This window comes from Paenibacillus sp. FSL R5-0912 (genome assembly GCF_000758605.1).
In the GTDB taxonomy this organism is placed as follows: Bacteria; Bacillota; Bacilli; order Paenibacillales; family Paenibacillaceae; genus Paenibacillus_AQ.
In genome coordinates, this window is the sequence record NZ_CP009282.1 from 1,574,621 (window position 1) to 1,594,115 (window position 19,495).

Genomic DNA, 19,495 nt, shown 5'->3' on the forward strand with positions numbered 1-19,495 from the left:
GGAGTATTTAACCGATATTTATTCATAGGACCAAAAACACATCGACTAGTTATTATAGATATCATTTTTAGACGCGAGGGACATATGAGACAAGAAGAGAGAAAGACCATTCATGCGGCGATTATAGGGGCTGCGCTGTTCCTTCTGATCCAGATTTTCCGTACACCGCTGGGCCATATAGAGGATAAAGATTTACTGCTGGCATTCTATCTTATTTCGGGCTGCTGCACTGTGGCTTTCGGCTTTGCGATTTTTGCCCAGGGCTGGTTGTTATTCTCCAATAAATTATCCAGAGCAAGACTTTATACATCCGCTCTGTTTTTGGGTGTAAGCATCTTTGATTTCCTGCATGTTCTCGGTTTTGTAGGCATTCCCGGAGTTGCCTCTTATATTAGCTCCGGACAATCCCTATGGCTGCTGACCTTCTCGCGGCTTGCGAGTGCGCTGGGGATCGTGCTTATCTTCTGCAGGGCAGATCAGCCGATGTCGGTAGACAGCAAGAACAAGGTGTTCCGGAATTCCTTTTTGTTGATTCTGCTATCCGCGGCTGTGTTTGGCTCCGGCAACCTGATTGTTCCTGGACTGACGAGTTATCCGTGGGTGGAGACAGTAAGAGATTTGATGAATATGGCCGTACTGTTCGTTTATCTGCTTGGAGTAGGGATTATTGTATATCCGGGCAAAATTGAGAAGTCTGCTTCGCTTCTGATTATTATCCGCTCCCTTGTATTTTTTGCACTGGGCCAGGTCTTCTTCATGAATCTGTTCAGTGTCGGAGATATGGATTATCTGTTCGGGATGCTCAGCAGCGGAGTGGCTTATTATCTTCTGCTTACCGGTGTCTACAGATTAACGATAGAGGAGCCCTTTGAAGAGAACCAGCAGGCAGAGGCGCGGATTAATTATCTGGCCTTCCACGATGATCTTACAGGTCTTCCGAACAGGCGCCGCCTGATGCAGCGTATGGAAGAGATCGTGATCCAGAGTGAGAAGGACAAAAGCCGCGGATTCTCGGGTCTGGTCATCATGAACATCAATCATTTCAAGAATATTAATGACTCCCTTGGACATTATGCAGGAGATTTGCTGCTGCAACTGGTCGCCCAGCGGATCGGTAGTGAGGTTAGAGTGAATGAAGAGCTCTATAGTATGGGAGCGGATGAGTTTGCTTTTCTGATGACAGAGCGGACTGGTCTTGAGAACTGTCTGGTCCGGGCGAATGATCTGCTGCGGCTGTTCGAGACACCCGTAAGCCTCGAGTCCGGAGAATATCACATCTCGCTTAGTCTGGGGATGAGCATCTTCCCCGGAGACGGTGATACGGCAGAGCAGCTAATCCAGAACGCGGATACTGCTGTGCACAATGCGAAGATGCAAGGGGTGGATATCCGCCGCTATATTCCGGCTATGCAGATGAAGGCTAAGGAACGCCTCAAGCTGGAGAATGATCTGCGCAGAGCCCTAGAGCGGAATGAATTCTATCTCGTCTATCAGCCTCAGGTACTGCTTGAGACCGAAGAGATTGTCGGTATGGAGGCGCTGCTGCGCTGGAATCATCCCAAACGCGGACTCGTCTCTCCCGTAGATTTCATTCCAATCGCAGAAGAGAGCGGACTGATTGTTCCAATCGGGGAATGGGTGCTCAGAACGGCTTGCCAGCAGAATAAAACATGGCAAAATGCCGGTTATCGGCCCATTTGTGTCTCTATTAATCTATCGATGCGTCAGTTCCTGCAGCCGAATCTGGCTGGTAAGATAGGGGCGATTCTGCAGGAGATCGGTCTCGATCCCAGCTATGTTGATCTGGAGATTACCGAGAGCATGACACTGGACAAGGAGACTGCCTTTGACCAACTGAACCGCCTAAAGAGACTTGGCGTATGCATCAGTATTGATGATTTCGGCACAGGGTACAGTTCATTGCATTATCTCAAGAACATGCCGATTGACCGGCTCAAGATTGACCGCTCCTTTGTCTCGGATGTCATGGAGGACAGCAACAATGCGGCGATTGTCTCCACGATAACGTCCATGGCTCACCACCTGAAGCTTAAGGTAACTGCGGAAGGCGTTGAGAACAAGGAACAGCTGCAATTCCTGCGCCAGCAGCATTGCCATGAAGCACAAGGGTTTCTGTTCAGCAAGCCGGTCAAGGCGGAGGAATTCGAACTGTCTTTTTTGAAGCCGCTGCTGGAAATGCCATCGTAATATGATCCGGGAGATCCTGCTAGGGTTGCAATTTATTCGTAGTAATGCTACAATGTTTCTTGTACTCAATTTGAGTTGCGGGTGTAGTTCAATGGTAGAACTTCAGCCTTCCAAGCTGATAGCGTGGGTTCGATTCCCATCACCCGCTCCATATTTAAATTCCAAATCCTTGTCCGCAAGGGTTTTTTTGTTGTTTATTTTCGTTATACAACAAGTATTCTGATCCGCAACAAGCCAGGCTCCCGATTCTCCGGGAGCCTGGCTTTGCTGTTGCAGCTATTCGTGGACCAGCTTGGACAATGCTGTGCCGGATTATACGGTCTTCAGGAACTCCACAATCGTCAGCAGGCCTTTATCGAAATTCTCCAGATTGAAATGCTCATCCGGAGCATGCAGGTTCTCGTCGTCCAGCCCAAAGCCCATCAGTACCACAGGAGCCTTCAGGATGCGGGAGAAGCTCTCCATGATTGGGATCGAGCCGCCGTCTTTGGTGAAGAGGGCGCGGGTGCCGTATACTTTGCCGTAAGCATCTGCAGCGGTCTGCAGGATCGGATGAGAGGGATCGATGTTGAAGGCGCGGGCCTTCTCCATCTGTTTCACATGCACTTTCGCACCACTCTGTATATTGGCCTTCAGATGTGCTTCCACGGCATCCAGGATATGCTGCGGGTCCTGGTCGCCGACAAGGCGGCAGGTGATTTTGGCATGGGCTTCCTTCGGAATAACCGTCTTGCTGCCTTCGCCCTGGAAGCCGCCGTATACGCCGTTCAGCTCCAGGGTTGGACGTGCGCCAATGCGTTCTACGAAGCTGTAGCCTTCCTCGCCGTACAGCTGCTCCAGGCCAAGGGACGCTCTGATCTTGTCTTCGTCTACTCCCTGCTTGGCGAATTCATCGCGGAGGAGAGGAGAGAGTACAGGCACGCCTTCATAGAAACCTTCAACGGACACACGGCCCTTGTCATCATGAAGCGAGCTGAGAAGAGACACCAGTGCATGCAGGGCATTTGGAACGCCGCCGCCATAGGAGCCGGAGTGCAGATCCGTTAATGCGGTGTTTACAGTGACCTCAAGCGAGCATAGACCGCGCAGTCCGGTGCAGATCGCAGGGCGCCCGCGTTCCAGGAGGGAGGTATCCGAGACAAGGACGGCATCTGCCGCAAGCTTGTCCTGGTTGGCTTCCAGGAATGGAGGCAGGTTCACGCTGCCGATCTCTTCTTCGCCTTCGATGCACAGTTTGATGTTGACCGGCAAGGTGCCCTCCTGCTTGAGGATGGCTTCAATGGCCTTGATATGCATGAACACCTGACCTTTATCGTCAGTGGCTCCACGGGCGTACAGCTTGCCGTCACGGATCTCCGGTTCAAACGGAGGGGTGGTCCACAGGTTCAGCGGATCAACCGGCTGTACATCATAATGTCCGTACACCAGAATGGTCGGCTTACCTGGGGCATGAAGATAATCTGCATATATCACTGGATGTCCTGCAGTAGGGTGCAGCTCGATATTTTCTAATCCGGCGCGTTTCAGAGTCTCTACCAGCCAGCCTGCAGCGGCGTTCACATCCTCCTTGTGTACGGAGAGGGCCGAGATGCTGGGAATGGCCAGCCATTGCTTGAGTTCGGTTAGCTGAGCGTCACGCTCAGTCTGAAAATAAGTTTCGTAAGACATCGTAATTATGTACCTCCTTGGAATTCGCTGCCTAGTACCGCGGAGCCCTGTATCATGCAACGCAAGATGACAGGCCCCGTCGGTTTAGAATCGGCAGTGTAATGCATCCATTATACTGGAGATATAGAGATGGATCAAAAAGGATTGTTCAAGCACCTTACCAGAGGATGGTGGCTGGCGTTACACCTTGTGGAAAAGTATCCTCGGGCTGAGTTCTGCGGGAGTAAAGATCGTACCATGCACCGGCAATGAGATTCGGATCGGCATCAGTCCCGGGTCTGATAATGGCTCCTATAGCTAAATGACCTACATAAATGCCTAGTGGTGCCAGATCCGTGTGCAGGTTCATAGCGTAGTTGCGCAGCCCGCTAAATGCAATTCCCATGTTGCCCATCATAGGAATCGGATACAGGGAGGACAGTCCGGTTGTGAATAAAAGAGCGCCTGTATTCTTCTCCAGCATCTCCGGCAGCACCTGCTCCACACTACGGATCGCGCCGATGACCTGCGACTGGAAAGCGTCAAGTGCAATTTCTTCTGTTACCTGTGTTGCCGGAGTTGGAGGAAAGCTGCCGCTGGTAGGGCTGAATTCCAGTACATCAATGAAGCCGTATTTGTCTTTGATGTTCCGGAATGCTGTGGTGAGCCCTTCCTTGTTGTAAAGATCCGCAGGGAATGCGGCTGCTTCAATACCCAGCATTGTAAGTTCTTCTACCAAAGTTTTTAATTTGGCTCCGTTGCGGGCGATCAAAGCGACACGGAAGCCCTGTCCGCCAAACTTCTTGGCAATGGACAGGCCGAGGCCCGGTCCTGCACCTACGATAGCGATGGTTTGCATAGTCGATCAGTTCCTTTCAGGTTGTTGATTACTAACAGTAACCATGATAGACTTAGTGGGCCTAAGCGGCAAGAAGGCACTATTAGATGCTTAGGTTACATGGAGGTAACTGCCTTGAACAATCAGGAGAAGGATGGATTACAAGCTGGCCGGCAACTAACTATACTGGAGGATTGCACGGTTACCCGGCAGATCCTGGACCGTGTCGGAGATAAATGGAGTATGCTGATCATTGTGAACCTTGGAGCGCAGTCTTTACGTTTCAAGGAACTGCAGCGCCGTTCCGGCGGGATCTCGCAGCGCATGCTCACCCAGACGCTCCGCCATCTGGAGCGTGATGGACTGGTCTGGCGCAAAGCTACTCCGACAGTCCCTTTAACCGTAGAGTATGGTCTTACAAGTCTGGGCGAATCTCTTCTTGGCCCGCTGACTTTACTGGTAGAATGGGTGAGGGGAAACCGTGGAGAAATCGCCAAGGCAAGGATCAGCTATGATGGCGGGCATGGAGATGCTGAACCGGCGGATAGCCCGGAAAAGTTCAGTTTAGAATCAGAAACAGAAGCGCCGCAAGCGGCGGAAGCGATAGGAGCGGAATAACAGTGTCAGCGAATGTATCAGCAAGTCTTGAATATGAAGCACAAATGCCCGAGGGCGGAAACAATTCTTATATCTATACATACGCCCATTCTGAGGATGAGGCATCCCTATGCGGTATGGAGCTGCGCTGTCTGTTTGGCGGCGAGATCCCGCCGGCTATATTCTCAAGCGGGACCCGGGTGGACGTCAGCCGCAGCCCTTTTATCAAAGAGCGGATTGATGTGATGTACGAAGGGGACACGCTCCCGGAAATCTACCGGCAGACGGAACGGGTAGAACTGAATGGACGGACCTTTAAGGTGATTTTTGTGAAGACGAATGATCTGACACCAGAGCATAAAATTGAATACGATGAACGCAGAGTAATTGAACGGGAAATCGGCCTGCGGATCGAAGGCGAGGCGGATGTGAATCATCCGGAGCTGGTGTATGGAATTGTAACGCTGGGCGGACGCTGGTACTTCGGCGCTTATCATAAGAATAAGGCAACCTGGTTCCGGCAGATGAAAAAGCCCCGCAGCTACTCCATAGCACTCAGCACACGGGTGGCCCGGGCGGCGGTCAATATGGCGGTTCCCCGCATAGCCGGAGTGAAGATGATAGATCCCTGCTGCGGGATTGGCACGGTAATGGTTGAGGCACTGTCTATGGGAATCGATATTGTAGGACGTGACATTAACCCGCTTATTGCTGCCGGAGCGCGGACGAATATCGCCCATTTCGGCTTCGAGAGTGAAGTCACGCTCGGGGATATCGCCGACATTAAGGAGCACTATGATGTTGCTATTGTGGATATGCCTTATAATCTGTATTCGCGGATTACCCCAGAGGAGCAGTTTGCCATTCTCACCAATACCCGCCGGATTGCGGACCGGGTTGTAATTGTGGCGATCGAAGCGATGGATGAGATGATACATTCTGCCGGCTTCACGATCATCGACCGCTGTATTGCGAAGAAAGGTGCGTTCTCCCGTCATCTGATGCTGTGCGAGTAGCGCTAATATAATGAATGGAGCTGCTGGAGTTCTGAAAAAGTATGTTCTATCCCATATCTGATTAAAGGCGGTGTACTTATGGAACAGAAATGGTTAACCTGGGCCAAAGAAATACAGGGGATTGCCCAGACCGGTCTGACCTATGCCAAGGATGTATATGATATCGAACGTTACCAGGCGCTGCGGGAGCTGAGTGTAGATATTCTGGCTAACTATACGTATGAGAGCAAAGAACGCATCCGGCTCTCATTCGCGGGAGAGGGCGGATACAGCACGCCGAAAGTGGATATCCGCGGAGTGATTTTTGAGGATAACCAAATTCTGCTTGTACGTGAGAAGCTGGACGGTAAGTGGGCATTGCCTGGAGGCTGGGCGGACATCGGCTTGTCTCCAAGCGAAGTGGTTGTGAAAGAGATTGCCGAGGAATCCGGCTATCAGGCGGAAGCCGTACGTTTGCTCGCTGTGCTGGACAAGAAATTTCACCAGCATCCCCCGGAGCCTTATCATGTCTACAAAATGTTCATCCTGTGCCGGATTACCGGCGGGGCAGCGGAAGCGGGTGTGGAGACAAGTGGGGTAGGCTTTTTTGCCGAGGATGCCTTGCCTGAATTGTCTGAGGAGCGCAATACGGTGGAGCAGCTGCACACACTGTTCCAATATTTACATAATTCTGAAAAGGCAGTAATATTGGACTAAAGTACTGCATATAATAGATGATCAGGAGTATATAAGTTTTAAAGTAGACAAAAATTGGTTAATATTATTTATGTAAGCCTTTGCATTAATCAACCGCTGAGCCTTTATATCTAAAAAATTTATCAGAAACACAACTTTTTGGGCCAGGCGGTCTACATTTTTTCCTCTGCTGTGTCGATAACAATTTTAGGAGGGGATCACATGGAACAAGAAGAGTTAAGACTTCCGCTGACGCAGGAAGGTGTAACACGTCCTGCAGAAGGTAATATTGCCACCGGCCTGGTATGGGGCGTCCTAATCAGTATTCCATTATGGATCTCGGTTATCGGCTGGATTACGGGCATCTGGAAATTTTAAGATTCACCTTGAAGCTCTAACCTTATACTAACGTGCAACTATACAATGAAGGCTGCCTCTTCGGTTAAGAAGAAGCAGCCTTTTTAAGTGCTAAGATTTACAGTTTTTTATTGATATGCACCAGTCGAAAGGTCTCGCAGATGACCCGCATACCAGGGTCGAATGGCTTACCTTCATCCTCAAGCTCTCTGGTGAAGAATACTTCATGGTTATAGCGCCACGATTCGAGGCTGCGGTCATCCTCCCCTTCAGAATACGCGAACTCAGCCGTTACATCCGCAAACGGAACAATCTCAACCTTCGTAGTCTCGATGATTCCGCGCGGCTGCCCCGTACTGTCCAGCAGCACGGATAGCCCGCCCGCAAAGGGCAGAGGCGTACCGTGTGCATCATTTAACTCATAATTTTGTGCCGTTCCAGTCTTGATTCCAGCCAGGACCAGCTCCAGCAGTTCATCGGCCAGCCGGGGGTTGTCGCCAAAAGCCCAGGCGCTGTCGAAATTCTCCGCTGCCTCAGGATGGTCTTGCAGATAAGACTCCCAGTATTGTGCTATTGCCGGGGTTAATGTCACCTTGTTCACCTCTGTTATGGGATTAGTAATCAGTCTAAAGAATAATCGTAAATGATCTAAGAGTTATCCGCTTCGCTTAACCAGCTGCTGTACAAGTCATCCAGCTTCTGCTGTGCGGCATCCCGCGCCGTCATAAGCTCAGCCAGCTTCCCGGAATCGCTGGCAAACCGCGGGTTCAGCATCTCGCCGTCGATAACACTGAGCTGAGCCTCCGCAGCAGCAATGTCCTGCTCCCAGGAGACGGCCGGACGGGGCTTGCGGGAAGGAGCGGCGGATGCGGCACCACCGGCTGGATGGGGCTTAATGACGGCAGCAGCCGCACTCCCTGCTGCAGCTGCAGCTTGCCGTTCGGCAGCCGCGGCTTTCTCAGCCTGCTTCTCCTTGTAATATTCATAATTCCCGGAGAAGGATGAGAAACGCCCGCCATCAATATTCCATAGCTTTCCGAAGCAGCGGTTAATGAAATAACGGTCATGCGATACAGCCAGCACGGTCCCGGGGAACTCCTCCAGCGCCTCTTCCAGCGCTTCGCGGGAATCGATATCGAGATGGTTGGTCGGCTCATCAAGAATGAGCAGATTCGGACGGCGGTGCATCAGCACCGCGAAGCGCAGCCGTGTCCATTCTCCGCCGGAGAGATTGGTGATGTTCTTGAACACATCACTGCCGTAGAAGAGAAACCGGGCCAGCTGCCCGCGGGCTTCTCCTTCTTCAAGCCCTGCTTCCTCGCGGAAATAACGGAGCACGGATTGGCCGTTCTCCTCCGGTACAGCTTCCTGGGCCAGGTAGCCGACAACGGCTCTGGAAGCCAGCGTACAGCTGCCGCTGTCCGGGGCTTCCAGCCCGAGAATAATCCGCAGCAGCGTGCTTTTGCCTGCGCCGTTGCCGCCGATCAGTGCCGTAGTCTCTCCATATCTGAGAATATCACTGGCTGCCGAGAAGAGCTTACGCTCTCCGAAGGCTTTGCTAATCTGGTCAAGGATTACGACCTGATTGCCGGTCCGGTCATCCTGCTCCAGCTGCAGATCCATGGACTTGCGTTCCAGAACCGGCCGTTTGACTCTGACCATCCGGTCCAGCGCCTTCTGCATGGAAGCTGCGCGGCGGGGGAACGAGATGTTCTGCGGATTCAGCTTTCCCCATTCAATCAGCCGCTTGATGCTCTCCTGCATCTGCTTAATCTTCTTCTGCTGCTCCTGATAGTCAGCGAACTGCTGCAGGAGTCTGGCTTCCTTCTCCACCTGATAGCCGCTGTAGTTCGTATGGAAGGTGAAGGCTTCGCCGTCTTCGATCTCAATGACCTTCTTAACGACGGCATCGAGGAAATAACGGTCATGGGAAATGGCCAGCACAGTGCCGTCATAGCTCTGCAGGAACTGCTCCAGCCATTCGATAGCATCCATATCGAGGTGGTTGGTCGGCTCATCGAGCAGCAGAATATCGGGACGGCGCAGCAGCAGCTCGGCGAGGCCGACCTTGGTCTTCTCCCCGCCGGAGAGGGAAGAGAACCGGCGGTCATACTGGCCGCTTCCAATGCCAAGGCCGGCGGCAACACGGCTGATGGAGGATTCAATTTCATATCCGCCAGCGGCTTCGAATTTCTCCTGCAGGTTGCCGTATTCCTTAAGCAGCCGGTTCCAAGCCTGTTCATCGTCACTTGCACCGGAAGCGGACATGGTCTGCTCCAGCTCCCGCAGGCGGCGCTGCCACTGCAAGGGCTCCGCGAAGCTGCGCTGCAGAACCGCATATACGGTTTCATCGTCGCTCACCTGCTGAATCTGCGCGAGCAGTCCGATGACGCTGCTCCGGCGGATGGAGATCTGTCCCTGATCGGGACGTTCTTCCCCGCTCAGCAGATGGAAGAGGGTGGTCTTGCCGCAGCCGTTGCGGCCGATCAGGCCGATTTTTTCGCCTTGGCGGATATCGAAGGTGATGTTCTCCAGGACGAGCTGGGCACCGTGGTATTTTTGGACATTTTGGCATGAGATGATCATAGTTATTCTCCTTTTATAGGAACGCCCTGACTACAAAACAACATAAAAAGGCCGCAGGGAAATTTCCCCGCGGCCTGAGTATTCTCCGGTTTATGAGATCCGTTGAAGTGTAGGCGAGAAAGGCATTTCACAATGTTGTAGTGTTATTAAGTTCTTGTAAATGGACAGACCTCTCCCGTCCAGGGCATTTACATGAACGATGCCAGCCATAATATTAATCAGCCGGCTACTAACACTGTTGGTCCGATTGTGATCCATTCTCCTACACCTCCTTCTTCTAAATTTATAGTCATTTTAACCAATAAACCGGGAATAAGCAAGAGGGAAATCCCCTTGCTCTGGTATAAATCCATAAATCTGCAAGTAGTATGGACTATGGCAGAGGAGGATTTGCTGCCAATCTATTACAGGAAAAGGGGATGACTATGGCGATTTTTAACGGATTGCTGGGCAATGCTTCCCAGGTCCCGCTGGAAGATGTGAAGCGGGAATATGCGCAGATTCTGGCTCCGCAGGAAACGATCGAACGCGCCTACAAGCTGATCCGGGATATGTTTATTTTTACAGACAAACGCCTGATCCTCGTAGATAAGCAGGGGATGACCGGCAAGAAAACGGAATATCACTCAATTCCCTACAAAAGCATCACCCATTACTCGGTGGAAACGGCCGGGCATTTCGATCTCGATGCGGAGCTGTGCCTCTATGTGTCCGGTGCGGCGGTGCCGCTGAAGAAAACCTTCAACAAGTCCGTCAATATCTATGAGGTGCAGGCGGTGCTGTCGCAATATATTCTGAAGTGAGCGTGGTCCCGGAGAAGGTTATTAGCCAGGGGGAACGTGATCGTCAGCTAGAACGTGTACTGCAGCACCAGCCCGCCATAGGCAAAAGCAGCGAGAATAACCAGCGCGGGGTGGAGTTTTAAGTGCTTCAGGGCCCAGAAGGCTATTGCGGCAATGATCAGGGTCTGCCAGATGCCAATGGAATCTGCCGGGCCTTTGGCCATTTTAAAGGTAAGCACAACCATCATAATGGCGATAACCGGCTGGACAAGCAGCGTCATGCCTTTGACAACAGGCGACTGCTTGTATTTCTGCATCACGTTCAGCAGGATGATCAGCGCAGCAGCGGAAGGGACAATTGTCGCCAGCAGAGCAGCGGCCAGTCCGGGCCAGCCATAGACATCGTAGCCTACATAAGCAGCGATTTTGGTGGCAATCGGTCCGGGGAGCGCATTGCCGAGCGCCAGCATATTGGAGAATTCTTCATCGGTCAGCCAGCCGTAATGCGGCACAATCTCTTCGTACATTAGCGGAATGGAGGAGGGGCCGCCGCCGTAGCCGAGCACGTTGGCCATGAAAAAACCATAGATCAGCTTGAGCCATTCCATTTAGGCGGTCCCCCCTTTGTTCTGTTTCGCGAGTATCCGGTAATGGACTGTTCCATAACCGAGGTATAGCACGATGACTATGGCCGGATGCAGATGCAGCACTTCAAGCAGCACCAGAGCGAGCAGCAGGAAGCCGGTCCCGATCATTACACCAAGGCCTTTAAAAGCCTTCCGGGCAAATTCATAAGCCATCATTCCCAGCATAACCGCAATCACAGGGGAAACCGCAGCGATCATTCCGGCTACAACCTTGGAACCGCTTAAGTAATTTACGGCAGATAACAACGCGATCATCGCAATTCCGCTGGGGAAGATATGTGCCAGTACGGAGAGAGTGGCTCCCCGGACGCCTTTTAGCTTATAGCCGAGGTAAGCGGCCATTTTGGTAGCGATCGGACCCGGCAGCGCATTGGCAATGGCAAGTGTCTCGCCGAACTCCTCATCGCTCAGCCAGCCATAGCGGGTTACGGCATCATGCCGGATCAGCGGGATGACGGACGGTCCGCCGCCATAGCCGAGGATGCCTGTTCTGGACATAGCCATAGCCATCTGGATGTATTCGTTACCGGTGGTTTTCATTAGGATAGGCCCCATTTCATAAGTGGATTCCGCAGCGCGGAATGGTGCTTGGCCGCTTGATCAGCTTATTCTATACAATTCATATGCCCGGTTCTATATTACAGGCCCTTGTAGACGTAAAGTTTGTGCATGGCTCACAAAAATAACAGCGTGAATTTACGGTTTCCCGGAACCGATTGACAAAGGTTTCGGGCGTACTGTTAAATGACACTAACTTGAACGACACCGGAATGGGAGATGGTCAGCTTGACGAGAGGACCTGTAATCGGCACGAAAACGATGGTGGTCAGTCCCCATTATCTGGCATCCGCTGCAGGAGCACGGATGCTGGAAAAAGGCGGCAACGCCTATGATGCGGCGGTTGCAGTCAGCGCCGCGCTGGCTGTAGTCTATCCGCATATGACCGGGCTCGGCGGCGACGCCTTCTGGCTGGCCTACAGCGCCGGTGAAGGGCGCGTCCGGGCCTACAACGGCAGCGGACGATCCGGCTACGCCGTCCGCAGGGACTGTTACGCGGGGGAGAGGGCCATCCCGCAGCGGGGTGTGCGCAGCGCCATTACGGTACCGGGAATGGCGGACAGCTGGGAGGCCGTCCAGCGTGAGTATGGACGGCTGACTCTGGCTGAGGTGCTGGAGCCGGCAATCGGCTACTGCGCCGATGGATTTCCGCTGTCACCGGACCAGCATGGTGGCAGCGTTCTGGCCGGAGCCGCGCTGTCTCCTGAGGCAGCGGCGGTCTATCTTCCCGGCGGCCGGATTCCGGCGGCGGGCGGGAGGTTTGTGCAGCGGCAGCTGGCCGGGACGCTGCGGGCCTTGGCCGCCGGAGGCCGGGATGCTTTTTATAAGGGAAAGATCGCGGAGGAGATAAGTGAGTATATGCAGGCGTCGGGCGGATATCTCACCCGGGATGATTTCGCCGATCACCGGGGGAACTGGGAAGAGCCGCTGCCCACGGACTACCACGGGCACAAGGTCTATCAGGTTCCGCCCAACTCGCAGGGCTTCACAGCACTTATGGCACTCAATATACTGGAACGTTATAACTTTGCCGACATCGGGCATGGCTCGTATGAGTATTATCATCTGCTGGCGGAGGCGCTGAAGCTGAGCTTCCGCGACCGTGACCGGGTGCTGACCGACCCGGCCTTCAGCAGAATTCCGCTGGATCAGCTGCTGGATAAGCAGTATGCAGCGCAGCTGGCGGCATCCATCTCCCCGCGGCAGGCGTTGGCTATCGGCAGTGAGCCGGTCGGTCGGGATACGGCCTATGCTGCGGTCGTGGACGGGGAAGGCAACGCGGTTTCGTTCATCCAGAGCCTGTATTTCGAATTCGGCTCCGGGGTTGTGGCCGGAGATACGGGGATTCTGCTGCAGAACAGAGGCTCATTCTTCTCGCTTGATCCAGGTCATATTAATACGCTGGAGCCGCATAAGCGCACGTTCCATACACTGATGCCGGCGATGGCCTGCCGGGACGGCAAGCCCGCCTATCTGTATGGCACGCAGGGCGGCGAAGGTCAGCCGCAGACGCAGACCCTGCTGCTGACCCGGATGCTTCATTACGGCATGAACCCGCAGACGGCAGTGAATGAACCCCGCTTCGTCTGGGGCAGAACCTGGGGAGAGCCTACCCAGGAGCTGAAGATAGAGAGCCGGGTGGCAGCAGGCGTGCAGGCCGAATTGGCAGAAGCGGGGCATCTGGTCCGTGCGGTCGGGAGCTATGATGGCGTTATGGGCCATGCCCACGCCATCTCGATTGACGGCAACGGATACCGCAGCGGCGGTACGGACCCGCGTTGTGACGGTGCAGCCATCGGCTGGTAGCGGATTAACGGTAGCTGTAAGGATACAGAGGTACCCGGTCCGTCCGGGAAGAAAGGTGGGAACAGCATGGCTCTACATAATCATCACGGTGCGTTCAGAGTTCCGGAGCTTGCGGTTCCCGGCAGCGGACACGGAACCCTGATGGGCTTAAGCTTCACGGTTAAAGATGTATTCGCGGTGGCCGGACACCGTTCTTCCGCCGGCAACCCGGACTGGCTGCGCACCCATGAACCGGCGGCTGCCCATGCTCCGGCTGTGAGCAGACTGCTGCAAGCCGGAGCTGCGCTGCGCGGGGCGGCCCATACGGATGAGCTGATGTACAGCCTGGGCGGGGAGAATTATCATTATGGTACCCCGGTGAATCCGCATGGGGAGGGCCGGATTCCCGGCGGCTCGTCCAGCGGCCCCGTGGTGGCGGTGGCCTCCGGCAGTGTGGATTTCGCCTTAGGCACAGATACCGGAGGCTCTGTCCGTGTCCCTTCTGCCTATTGCGGTGTATACGGCTTTCGTCCAACGCATGGAGCGGTTGATATAGAGGGTGTAATCCCGCTGGCCCCGGGGTTTGATACGGTAGGCTGGATTGCAGGCAGCGCGGAGCTGCTGCTGAAGGCAGGTGAGGTGCTCTTGGGACAGCCCGTGAGGGTGACGGATCAGCCAGGTGAGATCCAAAAGGACAAGCAAACGGGTGCTCAAACCGGTGCTCAAACCTGTGAGCCAGCCGATATGAGGAACGGTAGGCAAACCAAGCCGCACAACATTAAGCCAAGCGGCAAGCAAACCGGCAAGCAAACCAATACGCACAGGCTGTCCCGGATGTTCATCCCGCCGGAATGCTGGTCATTAGCCGGTCAGGAGTGCGGCGGCTATCTGAAGCTGGGGCTGAATAGGCTTCAGACAGGTTCCGCATTGCAGACTGCCGTGATGGAGATTGCCCCGGAAGGCTTGAAGACATGGATGGATGTCTTCCGTGAACTTCAGGGCGCCGAGATATGGGCAACGCATGGCGCGTGGATTGAGCGGGAGCGGCCGGTCTTCGGACCGGATATTGCCGCCCGGTTCACTTGGGCGGCGGGGCTGGCCGGAGCGGACCACAGCGGGGCCCGCTCCTTGCAGAGGGGGTTCGCGGAGCGGCTGCGGGGGCTGCTCGGGAATGACGGCTGCCTCGTCATTCCGACCGTGCCCGGCCCGGCGCCGCTGCGCGGCGGAGATCCCGCGCAGCTGGAGCTGAACCGCAGCGGCGCCATGATGCTAAGCTGCATTGCCGGACTGGCCGGGCTGCCGCAGGTTACGCTGCCGGTGGCAGGACCCGGCGGCCTGCCGCTTGGACTGTCCGTTATCGGCGGGTATGGGCAGGATCTGGAACTCCTGTCATGGGTGCAGGAGGTATGGAAGCAGTGATACGCTGAGTACTGGGAAGCGAGTAAGAGAGGAATAAGAAGAGTGTGCTGACCATGTGGACGATACTTAAGCAAACGGGCAGCCGCAGAGTGAACCGGACTCAGAAGACCCTATTTTGCCCGAAAACCCATTATTCTGCCGGTTGCGGACTCAGGGGCCGTTATACTCTGAATTGGAGCTCAAAATGAGGAGAAAGTGGTTACTTAAGGGCATCTGTGTCCGCATAACCTGTGAAATGCTGTAATCCGTCCCGATAAAGGCTCTCCAGTCCGTAACGCTTCACGGCTATCGGTTTTAGACCCTTTAGCTAATTGGCCAAACCGGTGTTAGCCGCCGGATCATCCTGGAGGCAGCGCCAGCGGCTGCGTACAGCCCAAACATAAGCCATATTAAGTAGCACTACGCACAGAGCAAGCTCTAGTTCTCCCTGACGGAGAATCAGGGCTTTTTTCATATTGAACACCCTATCAAAATCTTTACTGAGGCCTTACAGATGGCCATTCACCGATAATTTGGTTTTTTACCAGCAACCCAATCGTTAAAATTCTGTGACTTACGTAATATTACCTGACATAACGGGTTTATATTTTCACTTCCCTCTTTCCATGAAGGGTCATTTTATCTATAATGTTACATAAAGTAACATAAAGATGAATTAAAAAAGATGAACCTATAGAAGGAGGGATGGCATGCATCTTACGGTTGAAGAAGCGTTGTCCATTTATCCTTTATCTGAAGCTAAACTCATTGCAGGTTCCAAGGGGAAACACAGGATTGTCAAATCCATCAACGTGATGGATGCCCCGGATATCTCGGATTGGATCAAAGAAGGGGAAATGCTGCTGACTACCGCCTATCTGATCAAAGACAGTCTCGAGGATGCCTCGGCACTGCTGCAGACGCTGAACCGCCGCGGATCGGCGGGTCTTGGCATCAAGCTGGGCCGTTTCTGGGATGCGGTGCCGGAGAAGCTGATTGCCGAAGCGGAAACGCTGAATTTCCCGCTGATTGAGCTGCCGTTCCAGTTCACCTTCTCCGATCAGATGAACGGCTTGTTCCGCGCCGAACTCTCGCGCAGCACAAGTGTGCTGCAGGGCATTATGGAGAAGCAGCGCAAGCTTATGCGCTTCGCCCTGCGTTCCGGGCGCAGCCGTCCGCTGCTCGAATCGGTCTCTGAGGTTATCGGCTATCCGCTGGCGGTGATCAGCGTCCGGGGTGCAGCGGTCTTCAATAACTCCGGTTATTCCGACAGCCAGCTGCTGGAGGGCTGGCCCTGGCAGAACCGGAATCAGCGCTTCCGCATCAGCGAATGCTCGGGATACCGTATTCCTCTGATGCAAGGCGAGAAATGCTCGGGTTATCTTCTGTACTGCAGGATTGATCCATTGCTGCTGCCGGTCGAGGAAAGCTTGTTTATCCAGGGTGCTGAACTTATTTCATATCATATCCATACCGGGTTTGAGGATTATTTCGAGCATCCCGAGCACCGGGAATTCAGCGGGCTGCTGCGGCGTTGTCTGAACGGCGGGCTGTCGTGTGCCGAGCTGTCCCAGGCGGCGCTTAAGCTGGATGTATTGCTGCTGCAAGCCCCGTTCCAGTTTCTGCTTACCGATGTGGCTGCTGCCGGAGAAGCAAGGCAGGCGGAGCTGCTGCGGCTGAAGGAGGAGTATCTGGAGCATCCGGTGCTGCATGGGCTGCAGGCGGTTCATTTGATAATGGAAGAGGGATTGCTCTCCCTCTATCCGGCAGGACCGCTAGCTCCGGAGCAGTTCCGGGAGCTGATTAATGAATGTTTTCACAATCTGAAGTTTGATAAAGGCTATTATCCGCGGGCTGCCGTCAGCGGGGTGAAGGTGAAGCCGGAAGGGCTGAAGGAAGCTTTTGCCGAGATTAAGGAATGTATGGGGATGGTCCAGCAATGGGGGGCACATGGAAATGTGGTGCATTACCGGCAGCTTGAGCTCCATCTGTTGCTGAACCAGATCCCGGCGGAGACGATGGAGAGATACTGCAGCGGCAGTCTGCGCGGTCTGCTCAGCCGTGAACCGGAATACGTCAAGGAAATGCTCCATACGCTGGAGGTCTATCTGGATAATGACGGCCATGTGAATGAAACTGCGAAGAAGCTGTTTATTCACCGCAATACCGCCACTTACCGCATTGAGAAGCTTAGTGAGCTGCTCGATGTCGATTTCAAAAAAATCAATGATCTCATGAGGCTGAAGCTGGTATTCCTGTTCCGCAGAATGCTGGAACGTGAATAGCTGTAGTATGCCTCTGCAAATTAACGGAAGGAGTGGAGTGCACATGAGAGTAGCCGGAATCTATCTGGCGGCAAGCCGGAGCAAGGAAGCAGCAACCGGAAGTGGTTCTCTGAAGCAGCCGGGTGGGATGTCGGCGGGAGCAGCCACGCTAAGTGAGCTGGAGAGATGCGGGCTTGACCCGCTGATTGTGGTGGTCCGGGCAGATGATCCTCTGAAATGGATGCCTCCCGCCAGTTCCCGGAGCAGCAGGCGCACGGAGACCTGCCTGACGGCTCATTTAGGGCTGTCCTTCTCTCTCCGGTGCGGATTGAATGCCATATCATCTCTACAGCCTGATGCCGTTGTCATCGCTCTGGCGGATCAGCCGTTTATTCCTGCAGCGCTGGTGAACCGGCTGACGGATGCCTTTGAGCGGAATCCCGGTCTCGACTATGTGGCAAGCATAACTGAAGGCATGGTGAATCCCCCTGTGTTGTTCGCGAAATCTGTGTTTCCGGAGCTTCAGGCACTGGACAGTGATAGGGGGTTATCGGCTGTTTTTCATTCTCCAGGCTATAAGGGAATGATGCTGCAGAGTGATTCCGGCCGGGATTTCATGGATGCGGAGCTGCCGGTCAGCTTTGGGGAGATTCGCAGGGAATGGAGTGCGCCAAGGGACATCTGACAGAGAAATTGCTATTTTCCAAAATTATGTTAGGGAATATCACATATTTTAAGCATAATTCAAGGTACTCTAGTGCACAAAACACAAAAACGATAGCAATTCTTATAAAATGACACAAAGCTATGTTATATAAATTTACGTAACTGCCGTGTCTCAGTATAGTAGAGATACATTAATGGCTAGAGCCATTAGAAGAGATATCCTGGAGGAGGAGAATTATGAAAAGAAGGGGTCAGGGATTTAAATTCAGCCTGGTAACCATGTTCCTGTTAGCGGTGGTTCTGACGGGGTGCGGCAACAACAATACGGTATCGAACACGAACGCGGCGGCCACTGAGGCGCCTGCGGCAACGAATGCAGCAGCCACCGAGGCAGCAGCAACAGCAGAGCCGGCAGCAGAGAAGCCGACGGTTGCTTTTGTCTACATCGGGCCTCCGGGTGACGGCGGGTATACGTATCAGCATGATCAAGGCCGTCTGTACATGGAGAAGGAACTGGGCATTAAAGCGGATTTCGTGGAAAATGTACCGGAAAGCGCCGATGCGGAACGCATCATTACAGAACTCGCCCAGAATCATGACATTGTCTTCACCACAAGCTTCGGATATATGGATTTCACCTTGAACGTAGCCGGCAAATTCCCTAATGTGAAGTTCCTTCATGCCTCCGGTTACAAAACAGCCGATAACATGGGGACTTATTTCGGCAAAAACTATCAGGCAAGTTATCTGTCCGGTATCGCGGCAGGCAAAATGACGACGAAGAATCATCTTGGTTATGTTGGAGCCTTCCCGATCAGCGAAGTTATTTATAACCTAAATGCTTTTACCCTGGGAGCACAAAGTGTAAACCCTGATGTCAAAGTGGATGTAGTATGGACCAACACCTGGTATGACCCTGCTACTGAACGTCAGGCGGCAATCAGCCTGCTGGATAAAGGTGCAGATGTTCTGCTGGCTTACCAGGATTCACCGGCTACGCTGCAGGCTGCTGCAGAACGCGGAGCTTTTGCCGGAGGAAATGACTCTGACATGAGCAAATATGCGCCGGACAACTATTTGACCAACCCTGTATGGAACTGGGGCCCTTATTACGTAAAAGCCGTTCAATCCGTTATGGATGGAACCTGGAAGAGCGAACAATACTCCGGCGATATGGCTGATGGTATGGTTGAGCTTGCGCCGTTCGGCAAGAAGGTTCCGGATGATGTGAAGCAACTGGTGGAAGAAGCCAAAGCCAAAATCATCAGCGGAGAGCTGGATGTATTCACCGGCCCGATCTCGGACAACCAAGGAAATGTAGTGGTTCAAGACGGCCAAAAGCTGACGCTTGAAGAAGTGCTTTCCATGAACTGGCTGGTTAAGGGTGTTGAAGGTACCATCCCGCAATAATGGCAGCTTTGAACTGAATACAGCACGGCCTTATGGGTGGGGCGGGTTCCGTATGTCGGAA

At 53.5% G+C, this 19,495-nt stretch carries 17 protein-coding genes and 1 tRNA gene; 12 read left to right on the plus strand and 6 right to left on the minus strand.

The annotated features are described in order from the left end of the window. Window positions 1-84 precede the first annotated feature (84 nt). Together R50912_RS06845 and R50912_RS06850 are read left to right on the plus strand one after the other, a co-directional pair. Window positions 85-2,208, plus strand: coding sequence for a putative bifunctional diguanylate cyclase/phosphodiesterase (locus R50912_RS06845; RefSeq protein ID WP_042233421.1), 2,124 nt, complete (start codon window positions 85-87; stop codon window positions 2,206-2,208). Window positions 2,209-2,285: 77 nt separating this feature from the next. Beyond that, a tRNA-Gly gene (locus R50912_RS06850) sits at window positions 2,286-2,359 on the plus strand. Between the two features lie 161 nt (window positions 2,360-2,520). Here R50912_RS06850 and R50912_RS06855 read toward each other — a convergent pair. Both R50912_RS06855 and R50912_RS06860 read right to left on the minus strand, forming a co-directional pair. Then, the gene (locus R50912_RS06855) at window positions 2,521-3,876 is read right to left on the minus strand and encodes a dipeptidase (protein WP_042233423.1); all 1,356 of its coding nucleotides are present in this window, start codon (window positions 3,874-3,876) and stop codon (window positions 2,521-2,523) included. Between the two features lie 157 nt (window positions 3,877-4,033). Continuing rightward, complete coding sequence (locus R50912_RS06860; RefSeq protein WP_042233425.1) at window positions 4,034-4,714, minus strand: SDR family NAD(P)-dependent oxidoreductase; 681 nt, start codon at window positions 4,712-4,714, stop codon at window positions 4,034-4,036. 114 nt (window positions 4,715-4,828) lie between these two features. Between R50912_RS06860 and R50912_RS06865 the strand changes: the two genes are divergently transcribed. The 4 genes from R50912_RS06865 to R50912_RS34805 all read left to right on the plus strand — a co-directional run bounded on the left by R50912_RS06865 (window position 4,829) and on the right by R50912_RS34805 (window position 7,359). Then, window positions 4,829-5,311 carry a winged helix-turn-helix transcriptional regulator gene (locus tag R50912_RS06865; protein ID WP_231637795.1) on the plus strand — a complete coding sequence of 161 codons (483 nt, stop codon included), beginning with the start codon at window positions 4,829-4,831 and terminating at the stop codon, window positions 5,309-5,311. A gap of 44 nt (window positions 5,312-5,355) precedes the next feature. After that, window positions 5,356-6,306 (plus strand): TRM11 family SAM-dependent methyltransferase, encoded by a 951-nt coding sequence (locus R50912_RS06870; RefSeq protein WP_042241772.1) that lies wholly within the window; start codon window positions 5,356-5,358, stop codon window positions 6,304-6,306. Window positions 6,307-6,384: 78 nt separating this feature from the next. Further along, window positions 6,385-7,002: an NUDIX hydrolase gene (locus R50912_RS06875; RefSeq protein WP_042233427.1), complete on the plus strand. Its 618-nt coding sequence runs from the start codon at window positions 6,385-6,387 to the stop codon at window positions 7,000-7,002. A gap of 201 nt (window positions 7,003-7,203) precedes the next feature. Then, entirely contained in the window at window positions 7,204-7,359 is a 156-nt protein-coding gene (locus tag R50912_RS34805) for a hypothetical protein (RefSeq protein ID WP_156122990.1), read from the plus strand. 97 nt (window positions 7,360-7,456) lie between these two features. Here R50912_RS34805 and R50912_RS06880 read toward each other — a convergent pair whose 3' ends face one another. Then, window positions 7,457-7,930: an ASCH domain-containing protein gene (locus R50912_RS06880; protein WP_052416058.1), complete on the minus strand. Its 474-nt coding sequence runs from the start codon at window positions 7,928-7,930 to the stop codon at window positions 7,457-7,459. 56 nt (window positions 7,931-7,986) lie between these two features. Further along, window positions 7,987-9,924: a ribosomal protection-like ABC-F family protein gene (gene abc-f / locus R50912_RS06885; RefSeq protein ID WP_042233429.1), complete on the minus strand. Its 1,938-nt coding sequence runs from the start codon at window positions 9,922-9,924 to the stop codon at window positions 7,987-7,989. A 425-nt stretch (window positions 9,925-10,349) separates the two neighbouring features. Here abc-f and R50912_RS06890 point away from each other — a divergent pair, with 425 nt between their 5' ends. Further along, window positions 10,350-10,727, plus strand: coding sequence for a PH domain-containing protein (locus R50912_RS06890; protein ID WP_042241779.1), 378 nt, complete (start codon window positions 10,350-10,352; stop codon window positions 10,725-10,727). 47 nt (window positions 10,728-10,774) lie between these two features. Here R50912_RS06890 and R50912_RS06895 read toward each other — a convergent pair whose 3' ends face one another. After that, window positions 10,775-11,314 carry a chromate efflux transporter ChrA gene (locus R50912_RS06895; RefSeq protein ID WP_042233431.1) on the minus strand — a complete coding sequence of 180 codons (540 nt, stop codon included), beginning with the start codon at window positions 11,312-11,314 and terminating at the stop codon, window positions 10,775-10,777. Further along, window positions 11,315-11,893 carry a chromate efflux transporter ChrB gene (locus R50912_RS06900; protein ID WP_042233433.1) on the minus strand — a complete coding sequence of 193 codons (579 nt, stop codon included), beginning with the start codon at window positions 11,891-11,893 and terminating at the stop codon, window positions 11,315-11,317. Between the two features lie 237 nt (window positions 11,894-12,130). On the opposite strand from R50912_RS06900, the gene ggt reads away from it, so the two are divergent. The 5 genes from ggt (at window position 12,131) to R50912_RS06925 (ending at window position 19,434) form a co-directional block, all read left to right on the plus strand. Then, window positions 12,131-13,717, plus strand: a complete 1,587-nt coding sequence (ggt, locus tag R50912_RS06905; RefSeq protein WP_042233435.1) for a gamma-glutamyltransferase — start codon at window positions 12,131-12,133, stop codon at window positions 13,715-13,717. Window positions 13,718-13,783: 66 nt separating this feature from the next. Then, window positions 13,784-15,115: an amidase family protein gene (locus R50912_RS35840; protein ID WP_042233437.1), complete on the plus strand. Its 1,332-nt coding sequence runs from the start codon at window positions 13,784-13,786 to the stop codon at window positions 15,113-15,115. A 689-nt stretch (window positions 15,116-15,804) separates the two neighbouring features. Then, window positions 15,805-17,379, plus strand: a complete 1,575-nt coding sequence (locus R50912_RS06915; protein WP_042233439.1) for a PucR family transcriptional regulator — start codon at window positions 15,805-15,807, stop codon at window positions 17,377-17,379. A gap of 43 nt (window positions 17,380-17,422) precedes the next feature. After that, window positions 17,423-18,043: an NTP transferase domain-containing protein gene (locus tag R50912_RS06920; protein WP_052416060.1), complete on the plus strand. Its 621-nt coding sequence runs from the start codon at window positions 17,423-17,425 to the stop codon at window positions 18,041-18,043. Between the two features lie 218 nt (window positions 18,044-18,261). After that, window positions 18,262-19,434 carry a BMP family ABC transporter substrate-binding protein gene (locus R50912_RS06925; protein ID WP_052416062.1) on the plus strand — a complete coding sequence of 391 codons (1,173 nt, stop codon included), beginning with the start codon at window positions 18,262-18,264 and terminating at the stop codon, window positions 19,432-19,434. The last annotated feature ends 61 nt before the right edge of the window (window positions 19,435-19,495 follow it).